Annotated in this window: 19 protein-coding genes and 1 tRNA gene; 9 read left to right on the top strand and 11 right to left on the bottom strand. The window is 62.0% G+C overall.

Features of this window, described 5'->3' with window-relative positions:
• Nucleotide 1: 1 nt before the first annotated feature.
• Entirely contained in the window at nucleotides 2–1,189 is a 1,188-nt protein-coding gene (locus tag AOP73_RS10465) for a glycine C-acetyltransferase (RefSeq protein WP_061965758.1), read from the top strand.
• 32 nt (nucleotides 1,190–1,221) lie between these two features.
• Here AOP73_RS10465 and glsA read toward each other — a convergent pair whose 3' ends face one another.
• The 4 genes from glsA to AOP73_RS10445 form a co-directional block, all read right to left on the bottom strand.
• The gene (gene glsA, locus AOP73_RS10460; protein ID WP_061965756.1) at nucleotides 1,222–2,091 is read right to left on the bottom strand and encodes a glutaminase A; all 870 of its coding nucleotides are present in this window, start codon (nucleotides 2,089–2,091) and stop codon (nucleotides 1,222–1,224) included.
• 61 nt (nucleotides 2,092–2,152) lie between these two features.
• Nucleotides 2,153–2,458, bottom strand: a complete 306-nt coding sequence (locus AOP73_RS10455; protein WP_061965754.1) for a hypothetical protein — start codon at nucleotides 2,456–2,458, stop codon at nucleotides 2,153–2,155.
• Entirely contained in the window at nucleotides 2,458–3,789 is a 1,332-nt protein-coding gene (locus tag AOP73_RS10450) for a TFIIB-type zinc ribbon-containing protein (RefSeq protein WP_236683585.1), read from the bottom strand. Before AOP73_RS10450 ends, AOP73_RS10455 begins: the two co-directional genes overlap by 1 nt.
• Nucleotides 3,790–3,801: 12 nt before the next feature.
• Complete coding sequence (locus tag AOP73_RS10445; RefSeq protein WP_061965750.1) at nucleotides 3,802–5,010, bottom strand: SPFH domain-containing protein; 1,209 nt, start codon at nucleotides 5,008–5,010, stop codon at nucleotides 3,802–3,804.
• Between the two features lie 285 nt (nucleotides 5,011–5,295).
• On the opposite strand from AOP73_RS10445, the gene AOP73_RS10440 reads away from it, so the two are divergent.
• The 3 genes from AOP73_RS10440 to AOP73_RS10430 all read left to right on the top strand — a co-directional run bounded on the left by AOP73_RS10440 (nucleotide 5,296) and on the right by AOP73_RS10430 (nucleotide 8,565).
• Nucleotides 5,296–6,363: a hypothetical protein gene (locus AOP73_RS10440; protein ID WP_061965748.1), complete on the top strand. Its 1,068-nt coding sequence runs from the start codon at nucleotides 5,296–5,298 to the stop codon at nucleotides 6,361–6,363.
• Between the two features lie 67 nt (nucleotides 6,364–6,430).
• Nucleotides 6,431–8,023 carry an SDR family oxidoreductase gene (locus tag AOP73_RS10435; RefSeq protein ID WP_084626816.1) on the top strand — a complete coding sequence of 531 codons (1,593 nt, stop codon included), beginning with the start codon at nucleotides 6,431–6,433 and terminating at the stop codon, nucleotides 8,021–8,023.
• Nucleotides 8,020–8,565, top strand: coding sequence for a hypothetical protein (locus tag AOP73_RS10430; protein WP_061965747.1), 546 nt, complete (start codon nucleotides 8,020–8,022; stop codon nucleotides 8,563–8,565). Before AOP73_RS10435 ends, AOP73_RS10430 begins: the two co-directional genes overlap by 4 nt.
• Nucleotides 8,566–8,590: 25 nt before the next feature.
• On the opposite strand, the gene AOP73_RS10425 is transcribed toward AOP73_RS10430, so the two are convergent.
• Nucleotides 8,591–9,622: a tocopherol cyclase family protein gene (locus tag AOP73_RS10425; protein ID WP_084626815.1), complete on the bottom strand. Its 1,032-nt coding sequence runs from the start codon at nucleotides 9,620–9,622 to the stop codon at nucleotides 8,591–8,593.
• The gene (locus tag AOP73_RS10420) at nucleotides 9,619–10,656 is read right to left on the bottom strand and encodes a helix-turn-helix transcriptional regulator (protein ID WP_061965745.1); all 1,038 of its coding nucleotides are present in this window, start codon (nucleotides 10,654–10,656) and stop codon (nucleotides 9,619–9,621) included. The genes AOP73_RS10425 and AOP73_RS10420 overlap by 4 nt, the downstream gene beginning before the upstream one ends.
• Before the next feature lie 77 nt (nucleotides 10,657–10,733).
• Here AOP73_RS10420 and AOP73_RS10415 point away from each other — a divergent pair, with 77 nt between their 5' ends.
• Together AOP73_RS10415 and AOP73_RS10410 are read left to right on the top strand one after the other, a co-directional pair.
• Entirely contained in the window at nucleotides 10,734–11,411 is a 678-nt protein-coding gene (locus tag AOP73_RS10415) for a hypothetical protein (RefSeq protein WP_152650649.1), read from the top strand.
• Between the two features lie 36 nt (nucleotides 11,412–11,447).
• The gene (locus AOP73_RS10410; protein ID WP_061965741.1) at nucleotides 11,448–11,675 is read left to right on the top strand and encodes an RNA-binding S4 domain-containing protein; all 228 of its coding nucleotides are present in this window, start codon (nucleotides 11,448–11,450) and stop codon (nucleotides 11,673–11,675) included.
• 53 nt (nucleotides 11,676–11,728) lie between these two features.
• Here AOP73_RS10410 and AOP73_RS10405 read toward each other — a convergent pair whose 3' ends face one another.
• Nucleotides 11,729–11,968, bottom strand: a complete 240-nt coding sequence (locus AOP73_RS10405) for a putative acetyltransferase (RefSeq protein ID WP_061965739.1) — start codon at nucleotides 11,966–11,968, stop codon at nucleotides 11,729–11,731.
• Nucleotides 11,969–12,148: 180 nt separating this feature from the next.
• On the opposite strand from AOP73_RS10405, the gene AOP73_RS10400 reads away from it, so the two are divergent.
• Nucleotides 12,149–13,483, top strand: coding sequence for a flavin monoamine oxidase family protein (locus tag AOP73_RS10400; RefSeq protein WP_061965737.1), 1,335 nt, complete (start codon nucleotides 12,149–12,151; stop codon nucleotides 13,481–13,483).
• A gap of 122 nt (nucleotides 13,484–13,605) precedes the next feature.
• Nucleotides 13,606–14,733 carry a class I SAM-dependent methyltransferase gene (locus AOP73_RS10395; RefSeq protein ID WP_061965735.1) on the top strand — a complete coding sequence of 376 codons (1,128 nt, stop codon included), beginning with the start codon at nucleotides 13,606–13,608 and terminating at the stop codon, nucleotides 14,731–14,733.
• 182 nt (nucleotides 14,734–14,915) lie between these two features.
• Here AOP73_RS10395 and AOP73_RS11920 read toward each other — a convergent pair whose 3' ends face one another.
• The 3 genes from AOP73_RS11920 to AOP73_RS10380 form a co-directional block, all read right to left on the bottom strand.
• Entirely contained in the window at nucleotides 14,916–15,806 is an 891-nt protein-coding gene (locus AOP73_RS11920; protein ID WP_236683584.1) for a group I intron-associated PD-(D/E)XK endonuclease, read from the bottom strand.
• 68 nt (nucleotides 15,807–15,874) lie between these two features.
• Nucleotides 15,875–15,948: transfer RNA gene (locus AOP73_RS10385), tRNA-Pro, on the bottom strand.
• 134 nt (nucleotides 15,949–16,082) lie between these two features.
• Nucleotides 16,083–17,822 (bottom strand): SulP family inorganic anion transporter, encoded by a 1,740-nt coding sequence (locus tag AOP73_RS10380; protein ID WP_084626814.1) that lies wholly within the window; start codon nucleotides 17,820–17,822, stop codon nucleotides 16,083–16,085.
• Between the two features lie 98 nt (nucleotides 17,823–17,920).
• On the opposite strand from AOP73_RS10380, the gene AOP73_RS10375 reads away from it, so the two are divergent.
• On the top strand, nucleotides 17,921–18,340 hold the full coding sequence (locus AOP73_RS10375) for a DUF1801 domain-containing protein (RefSeq protein WP_061965731.1): 420 nt from the start codon (nucleotides 17,921–17,923) through the stop codon (nucleotides 18,338–18,340).
• 28 nt (nucleotides 18,341–18,368) lie between these two features.
• On the opposite strand, the gene AOP73_RS10370 is transcribed toward AOP73_RS10375, so the two are convergent.
• Nucleotides 18,369–18,881: C40 family peptidase (locus AOP73_RS10370; protein WP_152650647.1), on the bottom strand; the 513-nt coding region annotated here is incomplete at its 5' end.

Here is an 18,881-nt window from a genome sequence, read left to right as displayed (position 1 = left end):
CATGTACGGAACGATGCAGGCACAGTTGCAGACAGCGCTCGACGAGATTCAGGCAGCCGGCACACTCAAGGGCGAGCGCCCGCTGAGCGGACCCCAATCGTCAGTTGTGGCAGCAGGGGGCGAGGAGGTCCTGAACTTCTGCGCAAACAACTACTTGGGTCTCGCGAACGACCCACGGCTCGTCGACGCGGCAAAGAAGGGCATGGATGACTGGGGCTTCGGCCTTGCGAGCGTCAGATTCATTTGTGGAACACAGGACCTACACATCGAACTAGAGGCCCGCGTTTCCGCATTCCTCGGCACCGAGGACACCATCCTGTTCTCGTCCTGCTTCGATGCGAATGGTGGCGTGTTCGAGTCCCTCTTCGGCCCCGAGGACGCGATCATCTCCGATGAGCTCAACCATGCGTCGCTGATCGATGGCATCCGGCTGTGCAAGGCGCAGCGTCTGCGTTACAAGAACCGCGACCTAGGTGACCTCGAGGAACAACTCAAGGCAGCATCGGGCGCCCGTCAGCGCATCATCGTGACCGACGGCGTCTTCTCGATGGACGGCTACCTCGCGCCCTTGCCGGGCATCTGTGACTTGGCGGAGGCGTATGGCGCACTGGTCCTCGTGGACGACTCCCACGCCGTGGGTTTCATGGGCGACCACGGTCGCGGCACTCCCGAACTCATGGGAGTGTCGGATCGAGTAGACATCTACACGGGGACCTTTGGCAAGGCTCTCGGCGGCGCCTCTGGAGGCTATGTCGCCGCGCACAAAGAGATCGTCGCGATGCTGCGCCAACGAGCCCGCCCGTACCTGTTCTCCAACACCGTCGCGCCGGCGGTCGCTGCCGCCACGCTGGTGGCGCTGGACCTCATCGAGCACAGCGGCGACCTGCGCACCAAGCTTATGGACAACGCGACACTGTTCCGATCGCTCATGGCGGAGGCCGGATTCGACCTACTGGATGGTGAGCACGCCATTATTCCGGTGATGTTCGGCGACGCGTCGCTCGCCGCACGCGTGGCGGACAAAATGCTCGACCACGGCATCTATGTGGTGGCCTTCTCCTACCCCGTGGTCCCCACAGGTAAAGCACGGATCCGCGTGCAGCTCTCCGCGGCACACTCGGAGGCTGAGATCCGCCGCTGCGTAGCAGCGTTCATTGCGTCTCGCGACGAGAGCGAGATTTCGGCCTAGTTCACATTCGCCGATGCGCTCTAGTGTTGTTGCTAGGCGGAGAAGATGTCGAGGCGTAGGTCGCGCGCGAGGCTCTGGGCGAGCTTTGCGCCCTTGACGCTCGTGCCAGCGGCATCGAGGCGGGGCGCGTAGCTTCCAAGGCCCAACGTGCCCGGCGCTACCGTCACGATGCCTCCACCGATTCCGCTTTTCGCAGGCAAGCCCACGTCAATCAGCCAGTCACCCGTCGTCTCATAGAGGCCTGCCGTGGTCATCACCGCGACGCTCGCCCTGGCGATGCCCTCCTCTACGACGCGCATCCCTGTCAGGGGGTTGATCCCGCTATTGGCGAGGGTCGCCCCCATGACGGCGAGATCACGAGCGGTGACGTCGAGGCAACTCGCGCGGGTGTAGAGCTCCGTCGCGTCGTCGGGATTCCCCGTGAGTGCGCCACGAGTGGCAAGCAGATGGGAGAGTGCACGATTGCGGTAGTTGGAACTCGACACAGCGAGATGGACTTCTGGATGAATCACGAGGCTCCTACCCGCGAATCCCGACAGCGAATTGACGATGCGTTCCCATTGCTCGTCGACTGTCGACCCCGGGGTCATCGCAATGGTGGCCAGCGCGCCCGAGTTCACCATCGGATTGGTTCGAGAGGACGGGTCGCGCTCGACCGCCGCGGCGGAGCCAAAGGGCAATCCCGTGGCATTGAAACCCACTCGAGCGCGCAACTGCTCGAGACCACGCGCCTGTGCGACAAGGGCAAAGACAAACGGCTTGGAACAGCTCATGATCGGGAAACCAACCGCGCAGTCACCGGTCTCAGCGACCTGGCCACTCACTTCCACAACGGCCGCCCCGAATACCTCGGGATCCACCTCGGCGAGTATCGGATACGCCGAGGAGACACCTCCCGTCATGTCCTCCCGGTGGTCTCGGTGGGCTCGATTCAGTGCGGGAAGCACGCGGGGGGTGATGGATTCAGAAGAACTTTTTACGGGCACCGCGCACCTCATGGCTGTTTGCTCCATTCATCGTGCGGTTGGACATTCCCGTCTTTGAGCGAACGAAGGTGTCCTCCGCCTTCATGTTGAGCAACGTTGCCTCCGTCTCACTCTCATGTCGGTGTCGCTTGTCGGCGTTGCGATACCTGAAGTACATGAGTGCGTAAAACGCGAATCCCGACAGCAAGAAGATGAAACCGACAAAGCCGCCGTCGTCACCGGACGAACCGCCCGACGCGAGTACCTGGTCGTGAACCGCCGTCACGATGGCTGAAGTAGTCATCAGATTCCTAACGCAGTGAGGACGATTGCGGCGATGATCCCGGCCACCTCGACGCCCCCGGAGACCAGGAGCAACTTTCCTTGGTGGATGGGTACGCTGCCCATCGTCTCACCGGTCCGGGCATTCACCGCAACGTAGTGCAGGAAGGTGCTGCCGTTGGACTTGCGTTGTTGGTAGCTGTAGAGCCACACGGGAAGATAGGCGGAAACCCAACGTTGGCCGCGTACATCGACGTCTTGCTGGGTCCAGCGCACACCGCGGTCGTAAAAAGTGAGCGTGCTATTCACCCGGTGGCGTGTGATGTCCTCCGCCTGCGTGAACGCGATCGGCGACAATTCGTCAAGGTTACTGTCGCGGCGTTCTGAGGTGAAGCCCTTCATATAGTTCGAGTCGTAACGCACCGCGTTTTCGACATCGAACGGCATAATCGTGTTGATGATGTTGTTGGCGTTCTGGGAGGTGATTTGATCCAGGCGTTCACTAGACGACTCGACGGTGAGGTCGCTAACGTGGACGTCGAAATCGCGGACTACGTCATACAGATCCGCGTCGTACCTGGTCTGCTGGCTATCTCCCACCTTGACCGTGTATGACCGTGTCTGGTGCTCCCCCTCACCGCTGAGGCGCGCATGAGCATTGATGTCGACCACCATGTACGGGAGATAGACGCCCATGACATTCTCCGGAGTGAACTCAGCACGGAAAAGCGGATGCGCAAAGAATCTGCGCTTCTGAACAAACTTGTTGATGCTGGCGATGGCAGTTTCCTTCGCCACCTTAAAGGGCAGAATCATGTCAGGTACGGCGCCGTTGGGCACCTGCTGGTTCATCGACAACGTGTTGCGACACCAGTGACAACGGGCCTGTGTGCTACTCGCAGTGTCGATGAGTACCTCCGCACCGCAGGCGCTGCATTTAAAGGTCATCACCTCATCGGTGGAAGGCACAATGTCGCTAGATCCGGAACCCATGGTGACGCCGGCGAGCTTCCCAATGTCACCATTGAGATCGAAGGCGTCGGCAGCGCTCTGCGCTGACCACTCGAAACGGCAGAAATTGCAGCGAAGGTTTCCCGTAGCGACATTAAGAGAAATCTCTGTCGCACCGCATCGCGAACACTTGGCAAGGCCGTCCGATGCACCCTCGTCCGTCTGGATCACGCGCGGAGCGTCATCATCAGGCTCAAGGACAGGAATGTCGAAACCTTGGGGACTTCCGTCGACAGCGTCGGCCGCGGGACTCGACGGGGCAGCTACATCAGGCGCCGACGGAGGAACGGGGCCCACCGGTTCCTGCTCGGCCGCGCGCGACATTGGGTCGGGATTCTCCATGGGGATCCCGACCTACAGGCCGAGAACTTTGGCCTTGGCGGCGTCGTAATCTGCCTCGGTGATCAGGCCGTTGTCGAGCATGTCCTTGTATTGCTTGAGTTTGGCCATGGGGTCGTCGGCAGCAGGCGCGGCCGCTGCCGCTGCTGCTGGGGCGGCGGGAGTCTGAGGAGCGGGGTTTGCGGGTTGCTGGAGCCCACCGGCAGCGCCGCCGGCAGCGTTCATGCCCATGCCCAGGAAGGCCATTCCTGCTCCCCCGCCGGCACCGCCCTCGTTGGAGCCAGCGGCCTCGAAGCCGCGCGCAGCCGCTTGCTGCATAAACGAATTGCCGCGTGCGCCGCCCAGCGCGTCGGCCTTCTTCACGTCGCTCAGCAATGCACGGGTGTCCTCGTCGTACTCAATGGACTGAAGCGCTACCTTTGCGATGGTGAGACCGCGGTCTGTCGTCCACTGATAGCCGTCGTCTACCGCCGCACTCAGCGACTGAGCGAAACCAATCGCGTCGCCCTGGATCTTGGCAATCCGGTTTCCCTTGCTGGGGTCGTTGGTGTAGTACGAGAATGCGGCCGCGAGCGACCCCACAACCTCGTTGAACAGTTGGCTCGCCGCGTCGTTGTCGAGGTCGGAAAAGTCGAAGACCTTGGCGTCGTAACTCAAGTACGTAAGTGGCACGAAGTTCTTCACGAGCAGGATGGGGTCCACAATCTTCAGCGAATAGCTGCCTCGCGTAATCGCTCCCACCTGGGTGCCTAGGTAGGCGTCGTCCCAATAGATCTCGGACTGCGTTCCGAAACGGTTGTTGGGGATCTCCTTGAGGTTCACATAGAACGCGAGTTGTTGCGACGCAAGCTGGCCACCAAACTTGAAGCGCTCCCAGGACGTCTTGACCGTGGGACTGATAATGCCGTCGCCCGCAAACATTGACTGCGCGTTCTGGTCCTCGCTCGTGAAGATGAAGCCGCCGGGCTCGCCGATAAAGCCGGTCAAAGCCCCATCCTGGAACGTCACCAGTCCATAGCCTTCGGGGACCACAATGCGGCTGCCGTTTGTGATGATGTGCTCGGAGCCCTTGGTGTTCGATCCTCGGCCTGCATTCTGGCCTTGCGCCACCGCCGGGAAGATCGCCGCGGTCGGAGCGAGCCCAGACGGCGGGACTAGGAAGTCCTTCCACTGGTCTGCAAACGTGCCGCCGATGGCACCCGCGAAGGCCTTAATGAATCCCATTTCTCTACCCCTCAGCTCGTCGTTTGGGCCGCCCTCAACGAAGAAGGTGCCGGAGTGCATGAAGCGGGCTTAAGACCCACGCAACGAGCACAACTGCGAGCGGCGTTCATTCACGATAGCATCGGGCCCGCTCCGACGTAGCCTCAAACCCCTGGCAGATTGTGGTTTGGCAAATACCTGCGACAACAGCCCACATCACGGTGATCAAGGGTGTTGTTCGTTACTCTTGCTTGGAGTCACTAATGACTACTTGCTGCCTCGACCATGAGCCTCAACGGAGCCCCAATGCCCACCGATCAACCACCCTCCACTTCCTCGGACGAGGAGCTCGTGCTCGCTGCTGTCGCCGATAATCCAGATGGCGCGGTGGACACGGGCGACTTCCAGTCGCGGTTGTACAAGGCGATTGCGGTGCAACGCCCCGTCGTCCTCGAGTACCTGAAGTCGGTCAGGCGAGACAAGCCCCACGCGACGCCCTCACAGATACTCAAGGAACTCGACCGCCGCTACGTCGCCACCGTGACCGTTGCCAGCACTGGTGTCGGCGCATCGGCCGCCATCCCCGTGGTGGGCATTCCCGTCGCCCTTGGACTTGGCGTCGCCGACCTCGTGTTCTTCTATGAGGCATCGGCGCTGTACGTCCTCGCCGTCGCAGAACTCCATGGAACCGAGGTGAGCGACATCGAGCGCACCCGACCACTCATTCTCGGCGTGATGCTGGGAGAGAAGTCGCAGAGCCAGCTGTCGAAGATCGTGCTTCAAGCGTCCGGAGCCGGCGTCATTACCCAGGCCCGCACAGCGGCCGACGGTACGGTGGCGCAGGTACTCCCTGAGGGCTGGGGCAAGGTCCTCACTCAGCAACTCCCGGATTCAGCCCTCGTGCCCGTCGCAACGGTGATCGCGCGCGAGGCGCTCACCGCGGGTGCCCGGTTCGGAGCCGGCACGTTGGGCAAGGTCATTCCTTTTGGCATCGGCGCCGCCGCCGGCGGTCTTGCGAGTTTCAAGTTCGGCAGCGACGTGGTGAAGGCAGCCCGCGTGGCCTTCCCTGCGCCACCCACCGACTTCCCTTCTGGGCTGGTCGATTTCCACAAGCCCGCGCCGGGTTCGGTTGAGCCGTCTCGCGCGGTGAAGGCTTTGCAATCCGCGAAGAACAAGGCGGCAGACTTTGGAGAGGCGTCGTGGGGCAAGGCCACGGATGTGGCCGGTGTATTCCGCGCTGTTGACACCACCGGCGATGGCATTCCTGACGAGGCCCGCGCGCTCAGAACGGTGAAGCGCACCGGGTCGGCCATCAAGGGGGCGGCAACGGGTGGTGCACGTGCGGTGGGATCTCGGTTGAAGCGCAAGGAATGACCTCTCGGGCGATTCTGTTGACCTAAGCGCGCAGATTCTCTGACGCAAGCGAGACGGGAGCCCACCGGTGAGTAGCAACATCGACGATGCGCCAACGGCTGACGAGTTCAGTAGTCCGCTGGGGTCCGAGGAATCGCTACGAGCCCAACCCTTGGCCAACGGCGACGCTCCGCTCGTGCTGGTTCTGGGCGCCACCGGCTACATCGGAGGCAGGCTCGTGCCGCGCCTCCTGGCCGGCGGCTACCGAGTACGCGCACTGTCGCGAAACAGCCGGCGTGTCAAGGCACTTCCCTGGGGAGATGATGTGGACGTCGTCGATGGCGACGCGGCGGACGCCGACGCCATGGACACGGCCATGGCCGGCGTCGCTATCGTCTACTACCTTGTGCATTCCATGACCGCCGGGCACGACTACGGAAGACTTGACCGCACGATCGCTCTGAACGTTGCGCGCAGCGCACGCACGAATGATGTCAGCCGCATCATCTACCTCGGTGGTCTCCACCCGGACGGGGTCCAGCTTGCTGCGCACCTCGAGTCGCGCAAGGAGGTAGGCGACATCCTGCTCGCCACCGCCGTGCCGACCATCGTGCTCCAGGCGGGTGTAGTCATTGGCTCCGGTTCGGCCTCGTTCGAGATGATTCGCCACCTCACCGAGGTGTTGCCCTTCATGCCAGCCCCAAAATGGGTGCGGAACCACATCCAGCCCATCGCAGTGCGCGACGTCCTCCACTACCTGCTGGGTGCCGCGAGAGCCGAGGGCGAGGTCAACGGCGTATATGACATCGGTGGGCCGGACGTCCTCCGCTATTCGGAGATGATGAATGGCTACGCGCGCGAGGCGGGACTTCCACAGCGCCACATCGCCGCCCTGCCCGTGATGACTCCCTGGCTCGCGTCTCACTGGGTTGGACTAGTGACGCCTGTGCCTCGCGCGCTCGCGATGCCGCTCGTGGAGTCGCTATTGCACTCGTGCGTGGTGAAGGACGATGCGATCGACGGCCTGGTCCCTCTCCCGCCCGATGGGCTCACGGGGTATCTCGAGTCCGTGCGCCTGGCGCTGGGCCGTATCGAGATTGATCAGGTCGAGACGAGTTCGCTGGACGCGCGAATTTCTGGGGTTCCCAGCGATCCCATGCCGAGCGACCCCGACTGGGCTGGCCGCACCGTCTTTAAGGACGAGCGCCATAAGAGGACGTCCGCGGAACCGGCCGCGGTGTGGCGCGTCATCTCCCAGATTGGCGGGGCTACCGGGTGGTACTCGGCTTCAGTGCTATGGGCGTCGCGTGGGCTCATCGACCGTGTGGCGGGCGGCGTGGGCTCCAAGCGAGGGCGTCGAACCTACTCGCGACTTACTGTGGGTGACGTCGTCGACGTGTGGCGTGTCGAGGTCGCCGACCCCGGGAAATTGCTCAGGCTTCGCGCCGAGATGCGCGTGCCGGGCAAGGCGTGGCTTGAACTCGGGGTGCGGCCCACCGAGGAGGGCTCCGAATACTGGCAGCGGGCCGTCTTCTTTCCGCGGGGGCTCTCCGGTCGCCTCTACTGGTTGACGATGCTGCCGTTCCACGGCCTCATCTTTAGCGGCATGGTGAATCGCATCGTGGCTGTAGCGGAGACTGACGACTCGAATGAGAGCCGTTCCACTAGCATCGAAAAATGACCAAGGCCATGAACACTGACGCCATCGCGAAGGCCACGGGCTTGACCTGGGCACAATGGGTGACGCACCTCAACTCATTGGGCGGACGCGAACTGAATCACAGCCAACTAGCCACCGCCGCCCAGGAATTCATGCCGCCCGTGACAGGCAACCGCGAATGGTGGAGCCAAGGCGTCGCTGTGGCCTACGAGCAAGAGATCGGGCGTCGCGTCCCGGGCCAGCGCGCGGACGGCACGTTCGAGGTGTCTGCATCTCGCACCCTTCCCGGGTCACTCGACGACGCACTTGCCGCGTGGATGAGACACGTCGACGAGAAAGCGACTGTGGCTGGGCGGGGCCTTACTCAGACCCCTACGACCTCGAGCACTGCCAAATGGCGGCGTTGGCGTGGAAAGTTGGACGACGGCCGGGCCATAGGCGTGGACGTCGGCTCCCGCGGAGACAATTCCGTCGTAACGGTCACCGTGAGCAAGATGAAGTCGCTCGAAGAGCTGGAGTCCACACGAGCCTCACTCAAGGCTCTGCTTGCCGAGATCGAATGACATCTTGAGTGCGCTTGGCTGGGGGCTAGGACATTGCGATGAGGTCAGAGATGTCGCCATGGACCTCTAGTCCGGCGGCCTCGCCTACGTCCTCAAAAACCGTGCGTCCAGCGGGGTTCACCAGTTCGACATGGACCCGTCCATCGAGTGTTTCCTCTACCCGGCGATGCATCTTGGTACGCGTGGGCGCGTGCAATAGGCCGCCCCGGCGGCGCTCGGCTCGAATGCGCAGCTCCGCACCCTGAATGTTTCGCAAGGTCCATGTCACCAACTCATCGTCCACGTTCAGCCGCGTGGTCTCCGCGCCCGTGTATGTTGCGAAGCGGTGCAAGACGGGGGTACCGTCCCGGCCCGGCATGCGCAGTCCCACGATGAACCCCCGAAACCGACTGCGACCCCAAGGAATCAGCGCAATGGACGCGGACAGGCTCACGCCCCGCATCTGGAAGTGGTTGGTCTGCATCCACACATAGCCCGCCGGAAACGCGCGACCCCAGTCCTTCTCGATGTATCCGAGGCCACCGTCGAATGTCTGCTCCACACCATCGAGCGTGAGAGAACCTGCCAGGTCGTGCCCAAACGAGACCAGCCCGTGATAGCACTCCATCACCGGCACCCATCCGTAGCGTCCCATGATTCCGGGAGAGGCTGCGGTCACCGGCCAGGGATCCATCGGCGACGTGAACCTCACGCTCCCGTGGAGGCTCGAGAGCGGGAGGTTGACCTCTACTCCCCTGTCGCTGAAAGCGTTTCCTGCAACATTCACATCGAACGACTTGGTAGCGCCACTGAATTCCTGTGCGTCGTACGCCTCGTACCAGGACCGTCCGGTGACGCCGTCAAGCACCTGAACAAAGGCCTCGTCGTGCTCGCCCAGAAAGACCCCGGGGATGATGGCAATGCGCGCGCTCCTGTCCGCGGAAATGAGCTTGACGTACCAGCCCTCAAAGAACTGGCTACCGCGCTGGTAGCCCCCGTGATATCCCTCAGGGTGGCCGGTGGCGGCGAGCGTGCGGATAGTGCGCGGCACCGAATTCAACACGGAACTGAGGCTCATTGCTTCAGCGTAGTGCCACTGAGTTCGCGTAGCCGGAGGACCACTGCCGCTCGGCTCGTCACACGAAGAATCCGGAAGATCCCCTCGAGATGCTTCTTGACGGTCGCCTCGGACATGCCCAGTTCGCGGCCGAGTTCATTGTTCGAACCGCCAGTACGAGCGAGGGCAATCACGACGTCCGCTTGGCGCCGAGTGAGACCCTCCCTCATGAGGACCTCGGAATCTGCGGCCACGTCCTGCTGCTTGCGTAAAAGCAAAACGGTCGGGCCAAGTCGAACCGGGTGAACGATGCATTGCCAGCGCTGAGACCCGATCATCACCTCATGTCGCGACTCCACCCCCGGCGTTGTCCCCTTGTCGACGACTATCGTTAGGAGGGTGTCTGGGACTCGGGTACCGGCCTTCAACACCATGGACGATGAGGCCTCGACCACTCCATCCGAGCGCACCGAGACCACGGCCCAGGCGTAGCGGTCCATCTCCGCGTCGACGAGCCGTGCGCGTTCGCCGTCGAGCACCGATCGATGGTGCATGGCCAGGTGTCCGCTAAGAGCGTTCATGACCGAAACATCGCGGTCGCTGAACTCTCCCCCTCCTTCGCTCCGATTGAGGGCGTAGCCGACCACAACATCGGGCGGTGACGGAAGTTCGACGACCAACTGGAATCGCACGTTGAAGGGGCCGTAGAAGTATCGGTATAGGTCAGTGGTGGTGATGTCCGCCCCGCCGGGGATATCGCTGAACCGTATCGCCCCAAGTCCATGGGTTGAGTTTGCGGCCGCGATCAGCGGATGCTCGTGGAAGTACTTGTCGTATTGGGGTTTGAGGCGCGTCGCAAGCGCAGCGTCTGCGGCGGGAACGATCACATACCGAAAATCGCGAGTAGCCAAGACCATGTCGTTGAAGGACGCACTGTCGCAGGCGATCACTTCACGTAGGGTCTCGAGAACCTCGGCAAATCCCAGGACCGGGTACTCGGTCAAACGCCCGGCGGCACGCAACACTGCTCGTGCGTCGTCGTCGCTCAGCCCCATGCCTTTCCACACTACTCGGGCGCCTACGCCAAAAGGCGTATTGCGGGACCCGTGCGGCCGTGGGCAACCTGGATGACATGACAATTCCTCACTCCGCCATCAGTAGCAACCCGCATTCATGGGCGCGCAGATCACGTGCTGCCGTGGTCGCCTTGTCCCTCGCCGCAACCTTGGGTGCTTGCTCGCCTTCCTCAGGCGATGAGTCGACAAGTTCGGTCGAGCAGCCGTCCAGTCCGGCCGACAGCAGTGCGACCGATGCCATCGCGGAGGACTCCAACACGCTGGAGGCAGACCCGACGGACGAGGGTCTCAGTGATGACGGCACTGACGAGGCCCCCGACGCAGGAGGACCGAGCCCCGACGACGTCGGCAACGCCACCCTGTACGTCAACGGAGCCGAGTTCACCGACTTCACGGGCGACTGTGAGATCAGCCGCGAGCACGGCAAGAAGGACGTTGGCAACCTCAATGAGGGCGACATCTCGGCGATTATCGCCATCGACAACGTCAAAGCGCACGAGGACATCGCCATGAACTATGTGGCGATCAACGAGGAAAGCTTCAGGTTCCGTGACCTCGTGGGCGCGGCGGGAGTGGATACGCCAGCCAAAGGCGAGATCGTCACCATGACAGAACAGGGCCCTCGAGGCACAGACGGAAGCCGCGACATCGTCGAGGTGCGCTTTGCGGGTGTCCTCGAGGACGGGAGCGAAGTCAACGCCGACGTCATCTGCGAACTACAGAACGCGTTCTAGATCATGCGCTGCGGTGAGGACCGTTAGCATTCAGAAATGACTACACATGATTCTGTCGAGGACGTTCACATCGACGGCGACGTTATTCGGCTCGGGCAATTCCTGAAGCTGGCCAGCCTGATCGACTCGGGCGCCAACGCCAAGGAAGTCATTGTGGACGGCGACGTGCTCGTCAACGGAGCGCCTGAACTCCGGCGTGGCTATCAACTCAAGGACGGCGACCTCGTCACGTTCCACGACCGTTCGGCGAGGGTTCGCTACTGACTCTAGCAATACCCAGGTACTGGCCTGCGCGCTATTGACCACCATGGAACGCGTTACATCTGCTGCGGCCGCCGCATCGGCGGCGGTGGAACCCTTTTGGCCGCGACGATGTCCGCCACCGCGATCCGCTCGACGCCGCGCACTCCGTCAATCACGACCGTGTGCTCGTCAGCACTCAGCAGTTCTCCGAGTGCATCGGTCGCCTGGCCAGTATCGATCAAATAGCGCACCACCACTCGAGTGCCGGGCGCGGGCCACCGCTTCGCACCACCGCTCTCTTCTGGGTTACCCATTCCCTCATCCTTTCAGAGACGACAACGGGAGAAGGACGCATGTTCAAGAAGGTGACGTGTGCGAGGGCGAGCGACGTCAATCGAACCCAACCCATCGCCATGGCTAGATTCGGACCAAGCGGTGCACAAATCGGTAGTCTCAGGGTGCGCGCTAGTGCGCACAACAGTGGAGGTTGAGCCATGGATCGCTACGACACCCTCGTCATTGGCGCCGGGGTGGCGGGACTGACCGCAGCGCGCCTACTCACGAAGGCAGGCCACCGCGTCGTCGTGCTTGAGGCCCGCGATCATGTAGGTGGTCGGGTGCGCACCGAGCGCGCCAACGGCTTGGTCACCGATCTGGGGGCGTCGTGGATCCACGGAATTGCCGACTCCCCCGTCGCCGCGGCAGCAGAAGCCTGCGGTATGCGTACCGTCGAATTCACCGTCGGGGGCTGCCAGGCTGACAGTCGACCCATCGCCTACTACGGACCTGACGGGGTCAGGCTGGACGACGCCGCTCAACTGAACTTCGTGGAGGATATTCGTGCGCTCGACGCCGCCCTCGTGGACGTGATCGCAGCATCGGCCGTCGATGCCTCCTATCGAGACGTCACTGATGAGGCGCTAGCGACCTTTGGCTGGTCGGAGGACCGTGTGCAGCGAGTGCGCGAGTACCTCGAACACCGTTCAGAAGAACAGTACGGTGCGCGAATCGAGGACCTTGCCGCCCACGGTCTGGACGACGACCAGATTGAGGGCGACGAGGTGGTGTTCCCCGACGGCTATGACGCTCTTCCTGAGAGCCTTGCCGAGGGGCTTGATGTGCGGCTTGAGCACATCGTCTCACGCGTCGAGTGGTCGGGCCATGGCGTGGTCACCTCCACCAATCGAGGTCGGTTGGTGGCGGCGCAAGCCGTGGTGACGGTCCCGGTGGGAGTCCTTCAATCCGCCGAGTTCGCCATCGAACCACCGCTACCCGAACCGGTCGCTGGTGCCTTGAGTCGTCTCGCGATGAATGACTTCGAGAAGGTGTTCTTGCGGTTCCCCAAGAAGTTCTGGGACGACGACGTGTATGCCATCCGTCAGCAGGGCCCCCAGGGGCGCTGGTGGCACTCCTGGTACGACCTCACGCGTCTGCACGGAACGCCTACGTTGATGACGTTTGCCGCGGGACGCGGCGCCACCGAGACGCGCGGGTGGGACGAGCAAAGTGTTGTCGATTCAGTGATGACACAATTGCGCCGGCTCTTCGGCGACCTCGCCACCAAACCAACGAGTGTGACCATCACCGACTGGCACGCCGACCCGTTCGCGCGAGGCTCCTACGCCTACATGACGGTGGGTTCGTCAACAGATGACCACGATGTTCTTGCAACGCCAATCGGCGGAGTACTACACCTTGCTGGCGAAGCCACCTGGACCGACGACCCTGCGACGGTCACTGGCGCAATGATGTCGGGACATCGTGCTGCCGAGAACATTCTTGGGCGCGCTGTGGCTTTTAACGAGATCTGGGCGTCGTCGGGACCGTAGTTGGCGTGGTCACGCGAGGATAGGCTTTCCATCATGTCCGGACATCATTGGCAAGACCTTGGCGCGTGCGCCGGGCACCGCGGGCGGGCGAGGGTCCGGTGCTTCGTCCATGGTCTGATGCCGTGAGCGCTACAAGTGCCGTATTGAACGAACTTCGGCGATGGCCCGACGTCGAAGCTCCTGGGCTGGTCGCCGTCGACGCTGCAGACCGCTTGATTCTGGATGAATCGGCAGGAGCGCGCGCTTCCGCGCAGTCCGGCGATGTCGTCGTGATCGGTGACGCCTATGGGGCCCTCACCATCGGTGCGGCCTTCGCTGGAGCGACCGGAGTTCGCGTACATATCGACGCTCTCAACGGGGAACGCGCGCTCGCCGCCAACGCCGAGCGCACCGGACTCTCGGACAACTACCGCGCGCTCCCCCTGGAGGCGGACCTCGTGCGCGGTGCGCGAATCGTCCTGTTGCGACTGCCCCGGTCACTCGATGGACTCCGAGACATTGCCGGCCTCATCGCAGCGCATGCGGATCCGGCGGTGGTGGTGATTGCCGGGGGCCGGCTCAAACACATGTCGCTGTCGATGAATACGATTCTGAGTGAGTTCTTTGGGAAGTTGGACATCACCCACGCCCGTCAGAAGTCCCGCGTGCTGCTGGCACGCGAGCCACACAATGGGCGCGATCCAGAGCCTGCGGCAGCCCGGGTCGAGGGTCTCGAGGTGCGGGCATTTGGCGGCGTGTTTGCTGGCGCTCACTTAGACATCGGCACGCGGTTGCTGCTGGACACTCTCCCCGAGCATCTCGAGGGAGGGACGGCCAATGATCCGCTCATCGACCTCGCATGCGGAACAGGAATTGTCGGCGCTTGGTTGGCGACGCGGCATCCGAATTTCCACGTCTACGCGTGCGACCAGTCAGCCACCGCGGTCAAATCCGCTCGCGCGACGATGACCGCCAATGGCATCGACGCTCGCGTCGAGGTCTGGCAGGACGACGCGCTTACCACGAGAGCCTCCGCCAGTGCCTCCCTCATTGCGCTCAACCCGCCGTTTCACTCCGGGGCTGCCATGACCGACCTTCTCGCTCCTCGGCTGTTCGCCGATGCCGCACGGGTTCTGCGACCAGGTGGCCAGCTCTGGTGTGTGTGGAATTCGTCGCTCAACTACCGGCGTCAACTCGAACGAATCGTGGGACCGACGCAGCAGGTTGCTCGCAACGCCAAGTTCACAGTGACGGTCTCGACGCGGCGCTAGGATCTCGGCAGTCAATTGCGACAAGGGGAAGGACAGCGCCAGCCGACAAGGAGTCGGGCAACTCTACCCACGACGAGGCGTATCCGGTGTTGCATCATTTCGCGAAACTGAGCACGGCCCTTGCTGACGCCGGGCACCACTTTCGCTCCGTATACGTCACATCGATGACTGCGTGTGTTCCGTCATTTTTCTACACGGTATTCATCGTATGCACGTAGATGAATGGCATATAGGCCGCCAACCGCCGCGACGGGAATGAAGTAGAAATTCATATCGCCATCTACGACAAAGAAATCATCGATCTCGTCGGGGTCGTAGAGCCGCCGCGTTTCACCGGAAGTGGACAGGTAGGCCTTCCATGTATTACCTACTCTGGTAGTCGTGGTCTTAACCTGCACACGGCGTGCTTCGGACTCCATCGAAACAATTAGGTCATATCTACATGGCTCGAGCGGCCAAGCAACATCAAATCCACACAACGTAAACCACGAGGCGGCAAGTAGCGACCCCGCACGATCGAGATTGTCCAGGGGTGAGTTCATCGTCCTGACATTCGGCGTTCTTAGTATCGGTTCAAGGTGACGAGTTTCCAATCCCAACCTCAGGGCGTGACCTTTGATAGCGGCGAGATCCCTCGTACCTGCTAGCCCAAGTCGGTTTCGCACATCGGGCCACGTATTGCCCTTGGCTACGGCTTCCCGAAGTTGCGCATCGCTCCACCGACGCTGCCCGCGAAAATGGGCGCAACTTATCCCCAATGTGTCGGCGCGTTGGCGGACCGAAAGCATCGCTCCAGACGAAGTTGAGAGAAGACCCAATGTCCTCAACACACCGCGCCATGATGCGGAATCTGCAATTGCGGTTTTCAGATCCTCACTGGAGTAGGTTCTCGGAGTAGGCATACCCGCAAGGTACGCGTTGGCACTGACATCCGATGTGGGGGCAACGTGATTTCCAATGCCGAAACTCGCACCATTCCTGACATCCAGAATCAATGGCATTCCGATGTCGATGGAGAAGCCCAACCGTCCATTGGTTCCAGGCACTTGAAGAAAGGAACCGCCAGAGGTCACACTGGCGTATAGGAGTTTGCCTGGGGGAATAGAAAAGGGACCACACGAGGCGGTCCCTTTTCAAAACGTCGGGCTGACAGGATTTGAACCTGCGACCCCCTGACCCCCAGTCAGGTGCGCTACCAAGCTGCGCCACAGCCCGTGGCTTGTCCCCACCGTGGTGGGCACGGTCACCAATGTTACCGTGCCTGGCACCCTATCCGTGACACTTTCCGGGCATATCTGGCCGTAGCATCCGTCGTCCGGAACTGTCGCCAGCCAATACACACACGTCCCTCACTCATCCGAGTCGTCTGGCGGCCTTTGAGCCGCCACGGCATCCCGGAACGCCTGGATGGTGGTCTTCGCCAGCCACTCGCCGCCCATGTACACATTTCCCTCACCAATGAGCTCCGGAATGCCTTCCCGATCAAGCTGTCGCAAGGCGTGCTGGCTGCTGATGACCAACTTCAGCGTGCCCCCGTTTGCCATGAGTCGCGCCGCGTAGCGACGCAGCACGCTGATCAGCGATAGCCCGAGTTCATCCACGCCTCGCAGCCGTACGATCACCACGGCCCCTTCGCTGGCCCGCGTGATTTTGGGCAGCTGCTGCTCAAAGGTGGGCGCACTCGCGAAGAACAGACTTCCGTACGGCTGCAACACCACCACGTCGTGAGCCTCGAGCGTCGCGACCGGTACGGATTCACGAATGGAGTCGTCGTCCTGAATGTTGAGTTGGCGCACGACAAGCTTGTTTGACGCCTGAGCGACAAACAGCACTAGCCCTAGCGCGACACCCACGAGAACCGCGAATTGCAACGGGATCACCAGCGTCAACACAAAGGTGATGCCCATGAGCGTCGTCTGGAACGTACCCGTCTTCAACACCGAGCGAACCTTCTCCGGCTTTACAGCGCTCCAGCCCACCACTATGAGCAGCGCAGCGAGGGCAGGCATGGCCACCACACCCACCACCTTGGAAAAGAAGATGACGGCTGCGGCCATCACCGCCGATGCGACGAGTAGCGCCGTCCGGGATCTCGCCCCCGACTTCGCCACCAGAGTGGAACCAGACATCGAGGCGCCGACAGGCATACCCTGAAAGAGACCGGACACCACGTTTCCTGCGCCCTGCCCAATGAAGTCCTTCGACATGCGTCGCGGGCCGGACCCGTGCCGTGAGACGCTTGCCGTCACGGCAGCGCCTTGAATCAGTCCCACAAATGCGAGTGACATCGCCGGCACGATGAGCGTAATCACGGCACCAAAGTCCGGCACACCGATGAAAGGCAGGCCGGGCTCAATATCAGCAATGTCGCTAACCGTCGCCACCTCCGCGCTCAGGAAATGATCAAAGCCAAACGCCAGGAGCGTGCCGAGAGCGACGGCAACCACCATTCCTAAGGCTCCCAGGCGCGTCTTGTTCAGCACGACGATCAGCGCGATGGTGGCGACTCCCACCACGGTGGTCCACAGGTTGATATCGAACAGGTGGCGGAAGGTGGCCAAGGTATTGAGAATGCGTCCGCCCTCGTCAGGCTCGTAGCCCGTGAGGTTGCCGAGTTGACCGAGCATGATGTTGATACCGACGGCGGCAACGAATCCCGTCATCACTGCGGTGGGAACAAAGCGCACCAATTTGCCCAGCTTGAGCACACCAGCAACGATCATGACCACGCCCACCAGCAATGTCAGGGTAAACATTGCGCGAGTGGGGTCCTCATAACGACCAAGGTCGGTATCGCCGACTACGAGTGCCATCGCTCCGGTGACGCCTACGGCCATGAATGCTGAGCCGGTGAAGAATGCGCCACCTGCGAGCCCGAAGATATACGCGTACAGCCCAGCCATGGGATTGACGCCCGCAAGAATTCCATTCGCTAGCCCGTCGGGGATGCTCTCGATTCCGAGCACCGTCCCCGCGGAGGCGTCCTGCTTCAGTGTCTTGCGATCAAAACGACCACGCAGGCTGTCGCCGAGTGCCGCGCCAACCTTGGACGTCGACTCTTCCTTTTGGTGCTTTCGCTTAGGTGCCACGCATCTCCGCCCATCGAACTCGCTTGCCCACTGCCTGCGACGTTAGCACCCGCGCCAGGAGCCGCGCCGTCAGGTGGCGAAGGGCATAGGCTGTTGAGATGGCGAACAAGACTCAACCCACTAGCGTTCCCGTCGAGGACTTCGTTGCAGGCGTCGAGCCTGAAAGGCGACGTGAGGAAGGATTCGCGCTCTTGGAATTGATGCGTGACGTCACTGGAGAGCAGGGGGTCATGTGGGGACCAAGCATGATCGGCTTCGGTACGTTGCACTATCGCTACGCAACCGGGCGCGAGGGAGACACCCTCAAGGTCGGATTCTCACCCCGCAAAGCCAAGCTGTCTCTATATGGACTCCAGGATTCGGCCGATGCCGAAGCTCACCTCGAGCAACTGGGACGCCACACGCTCGGTGTGGGTTGTGTCTACGCCAATCGACTCAGCGACCTCGACGAGTCGGTACTACGCGAACTCGTTCGGATCGCATACGACCGCGGAGACTACGACGCACAGTCGGCCTAGCCGCTGCACCACTTCGTGAGCACGCCCCCTAATGCGTGGCGTCGTAATAGTCGCGAGGGTCGTAGACGGCCTTGATGTAGGACAACGGGCGCCAGCGATGGAATACCCCGGGAGCCGGATTCCCGTTTCCAGCGGTGGTGTTTCCCTCATAGAACCAGGCGCCATTGCCGTCAACGCGGTCCACGATGCCAGTGTGTGACGTCCCGTGGCCGCCTCCCCAGTCAATCAGGGCCACATAGCCCTGCTTGAGGTCACCGAGGCTCACGTTCTGGTCAAGGACGCCGGCGGAGTTGAGCTTGCCGACGTAGGTGCTGTACTTGCCGACGTCGTCTGCCTTGAGAAACGCGTTGGAGAAGGCCTTCTCTTTGGGGACATACTCGGGGTAGCCAGCCTTTTCGAATACCCACGCCACATAGACCTGGCACCAGGCGTTGTTGCCGTTGATCCAGTCGTTGTACTTGTTGTTGCGATAGCTCGGCTCCCTGTAGCCGACTTGAGACTTGGCTACAGCCATGAGTTCGCTGGGCTTCCACGTCACCTT

Source organism: Demequina aurantiaca, assembly GCF_000975135.1.
Classification (GTDB): domain Bacteria; phylum Actinomycetota; class Actinomycetes; order Actinomycetales; family Demequinaceae; genus Demequina; species Demequina aurantiaca.
The sequence above is the reverse complement of the archived record's forward strand: the minus strand, read 5'-3'. Positions and strand labels throughout refer to the sequence as shown.

Coding starts and splice junctions, on each gene's coding strand:
- AOP73_RS10465 (WP_061965758.1), top strand. CDS start 2: ATGTACGGAACGATGCAGGCACAGTTGCAGACAGCGCTCGACGAGATT.
- glsA (WP_061965756.1), bottom strand. CDS start 2,091: ATGACGGGAGGTGTCTCCTCGGCGTATCCGATACTCGCCGAGGTGGAT.
- AOP73_RS10455 (WP_061965754.1), bottom strand. CDS start 2,458: ATGACTACTTCAGCCATCGTGACGGCGGTTCACGACCAGGTACTCGCG.
- AOP73_RS10450 (WP_236683585.1), bottom strand. CDS start 3,789: ATGGAGAATCCCGACCCAATGTCGCGCGCGGCCGAGCAGGAACCGGTG.
- AOP73_RS10445 (WP_061965750.1), bottom strand. CDS start 5,010: ATGGGATTCATTAAGGCCTTCGCGGGTGCCATCGGCGGCACGTTTGCA.
- AOP73_RS10440 (WP_061965748.1), top strand. CDS start 5,296: ATGCCCACCGATCAACCACCCTCCACTTCCTCGGACGAGGAGCTCGTG.
- AOP73_RS10430 (WP_061965747.1), top strand. CDS start 8,020: ATGACCAAGGCCATGAACACTGACGCCATCGCGAAGGCCACGGGCTTG.
- AOP73_RS10425 (WP_084626815.1), bottom strand. CDS start 9,622: ATGAGCCTCAGTTCCGTGTTGAATTCGGTGCCGCGCACTATCCGCACG.
- AOP73_RS10420 (WP_061965745.1), bottom strand. CDS start 10,656: ATGGGGCTGAGCGACGACGACGCACGAGCAGTGTTGCGTGCCGCCGGG.
- AOP73_RS10415 (WP_152650649.1), top strand. CDS start 10,734: ATGACAATTCCTCACTCCGCCATCAGTAGCAACCCGCATTCATGGGCG.
- AOP73_RS10410 (WP_061965741.1), top strand. CDS start 11,448: ATGACTACACATGATTCTGTCGAGGACGTTCACATCGACGGCGACGTT.
- AOP73_RS10405 (WP_061965739.1), bottom strand. CDS start 11,968: ATGGGTAACCCAGAAGAGAGCGGTGGTGCGAAGCGGTGGCCCGCGCCC.
- AOP73_RS10400 (WP_061965737.1), top strand. CDS start 12,149: ATGGATCGCTACGACACCCTCGTCATTGGCGCCGGGGTGGCGGGACTG.
- AOP73_RS10375 (WP_061965731.1), top strand. CDS start 17,921: ATGGCGAACAAGACTCAACCCACTAGCGTTCCCGTCGAGGACTTCGTT.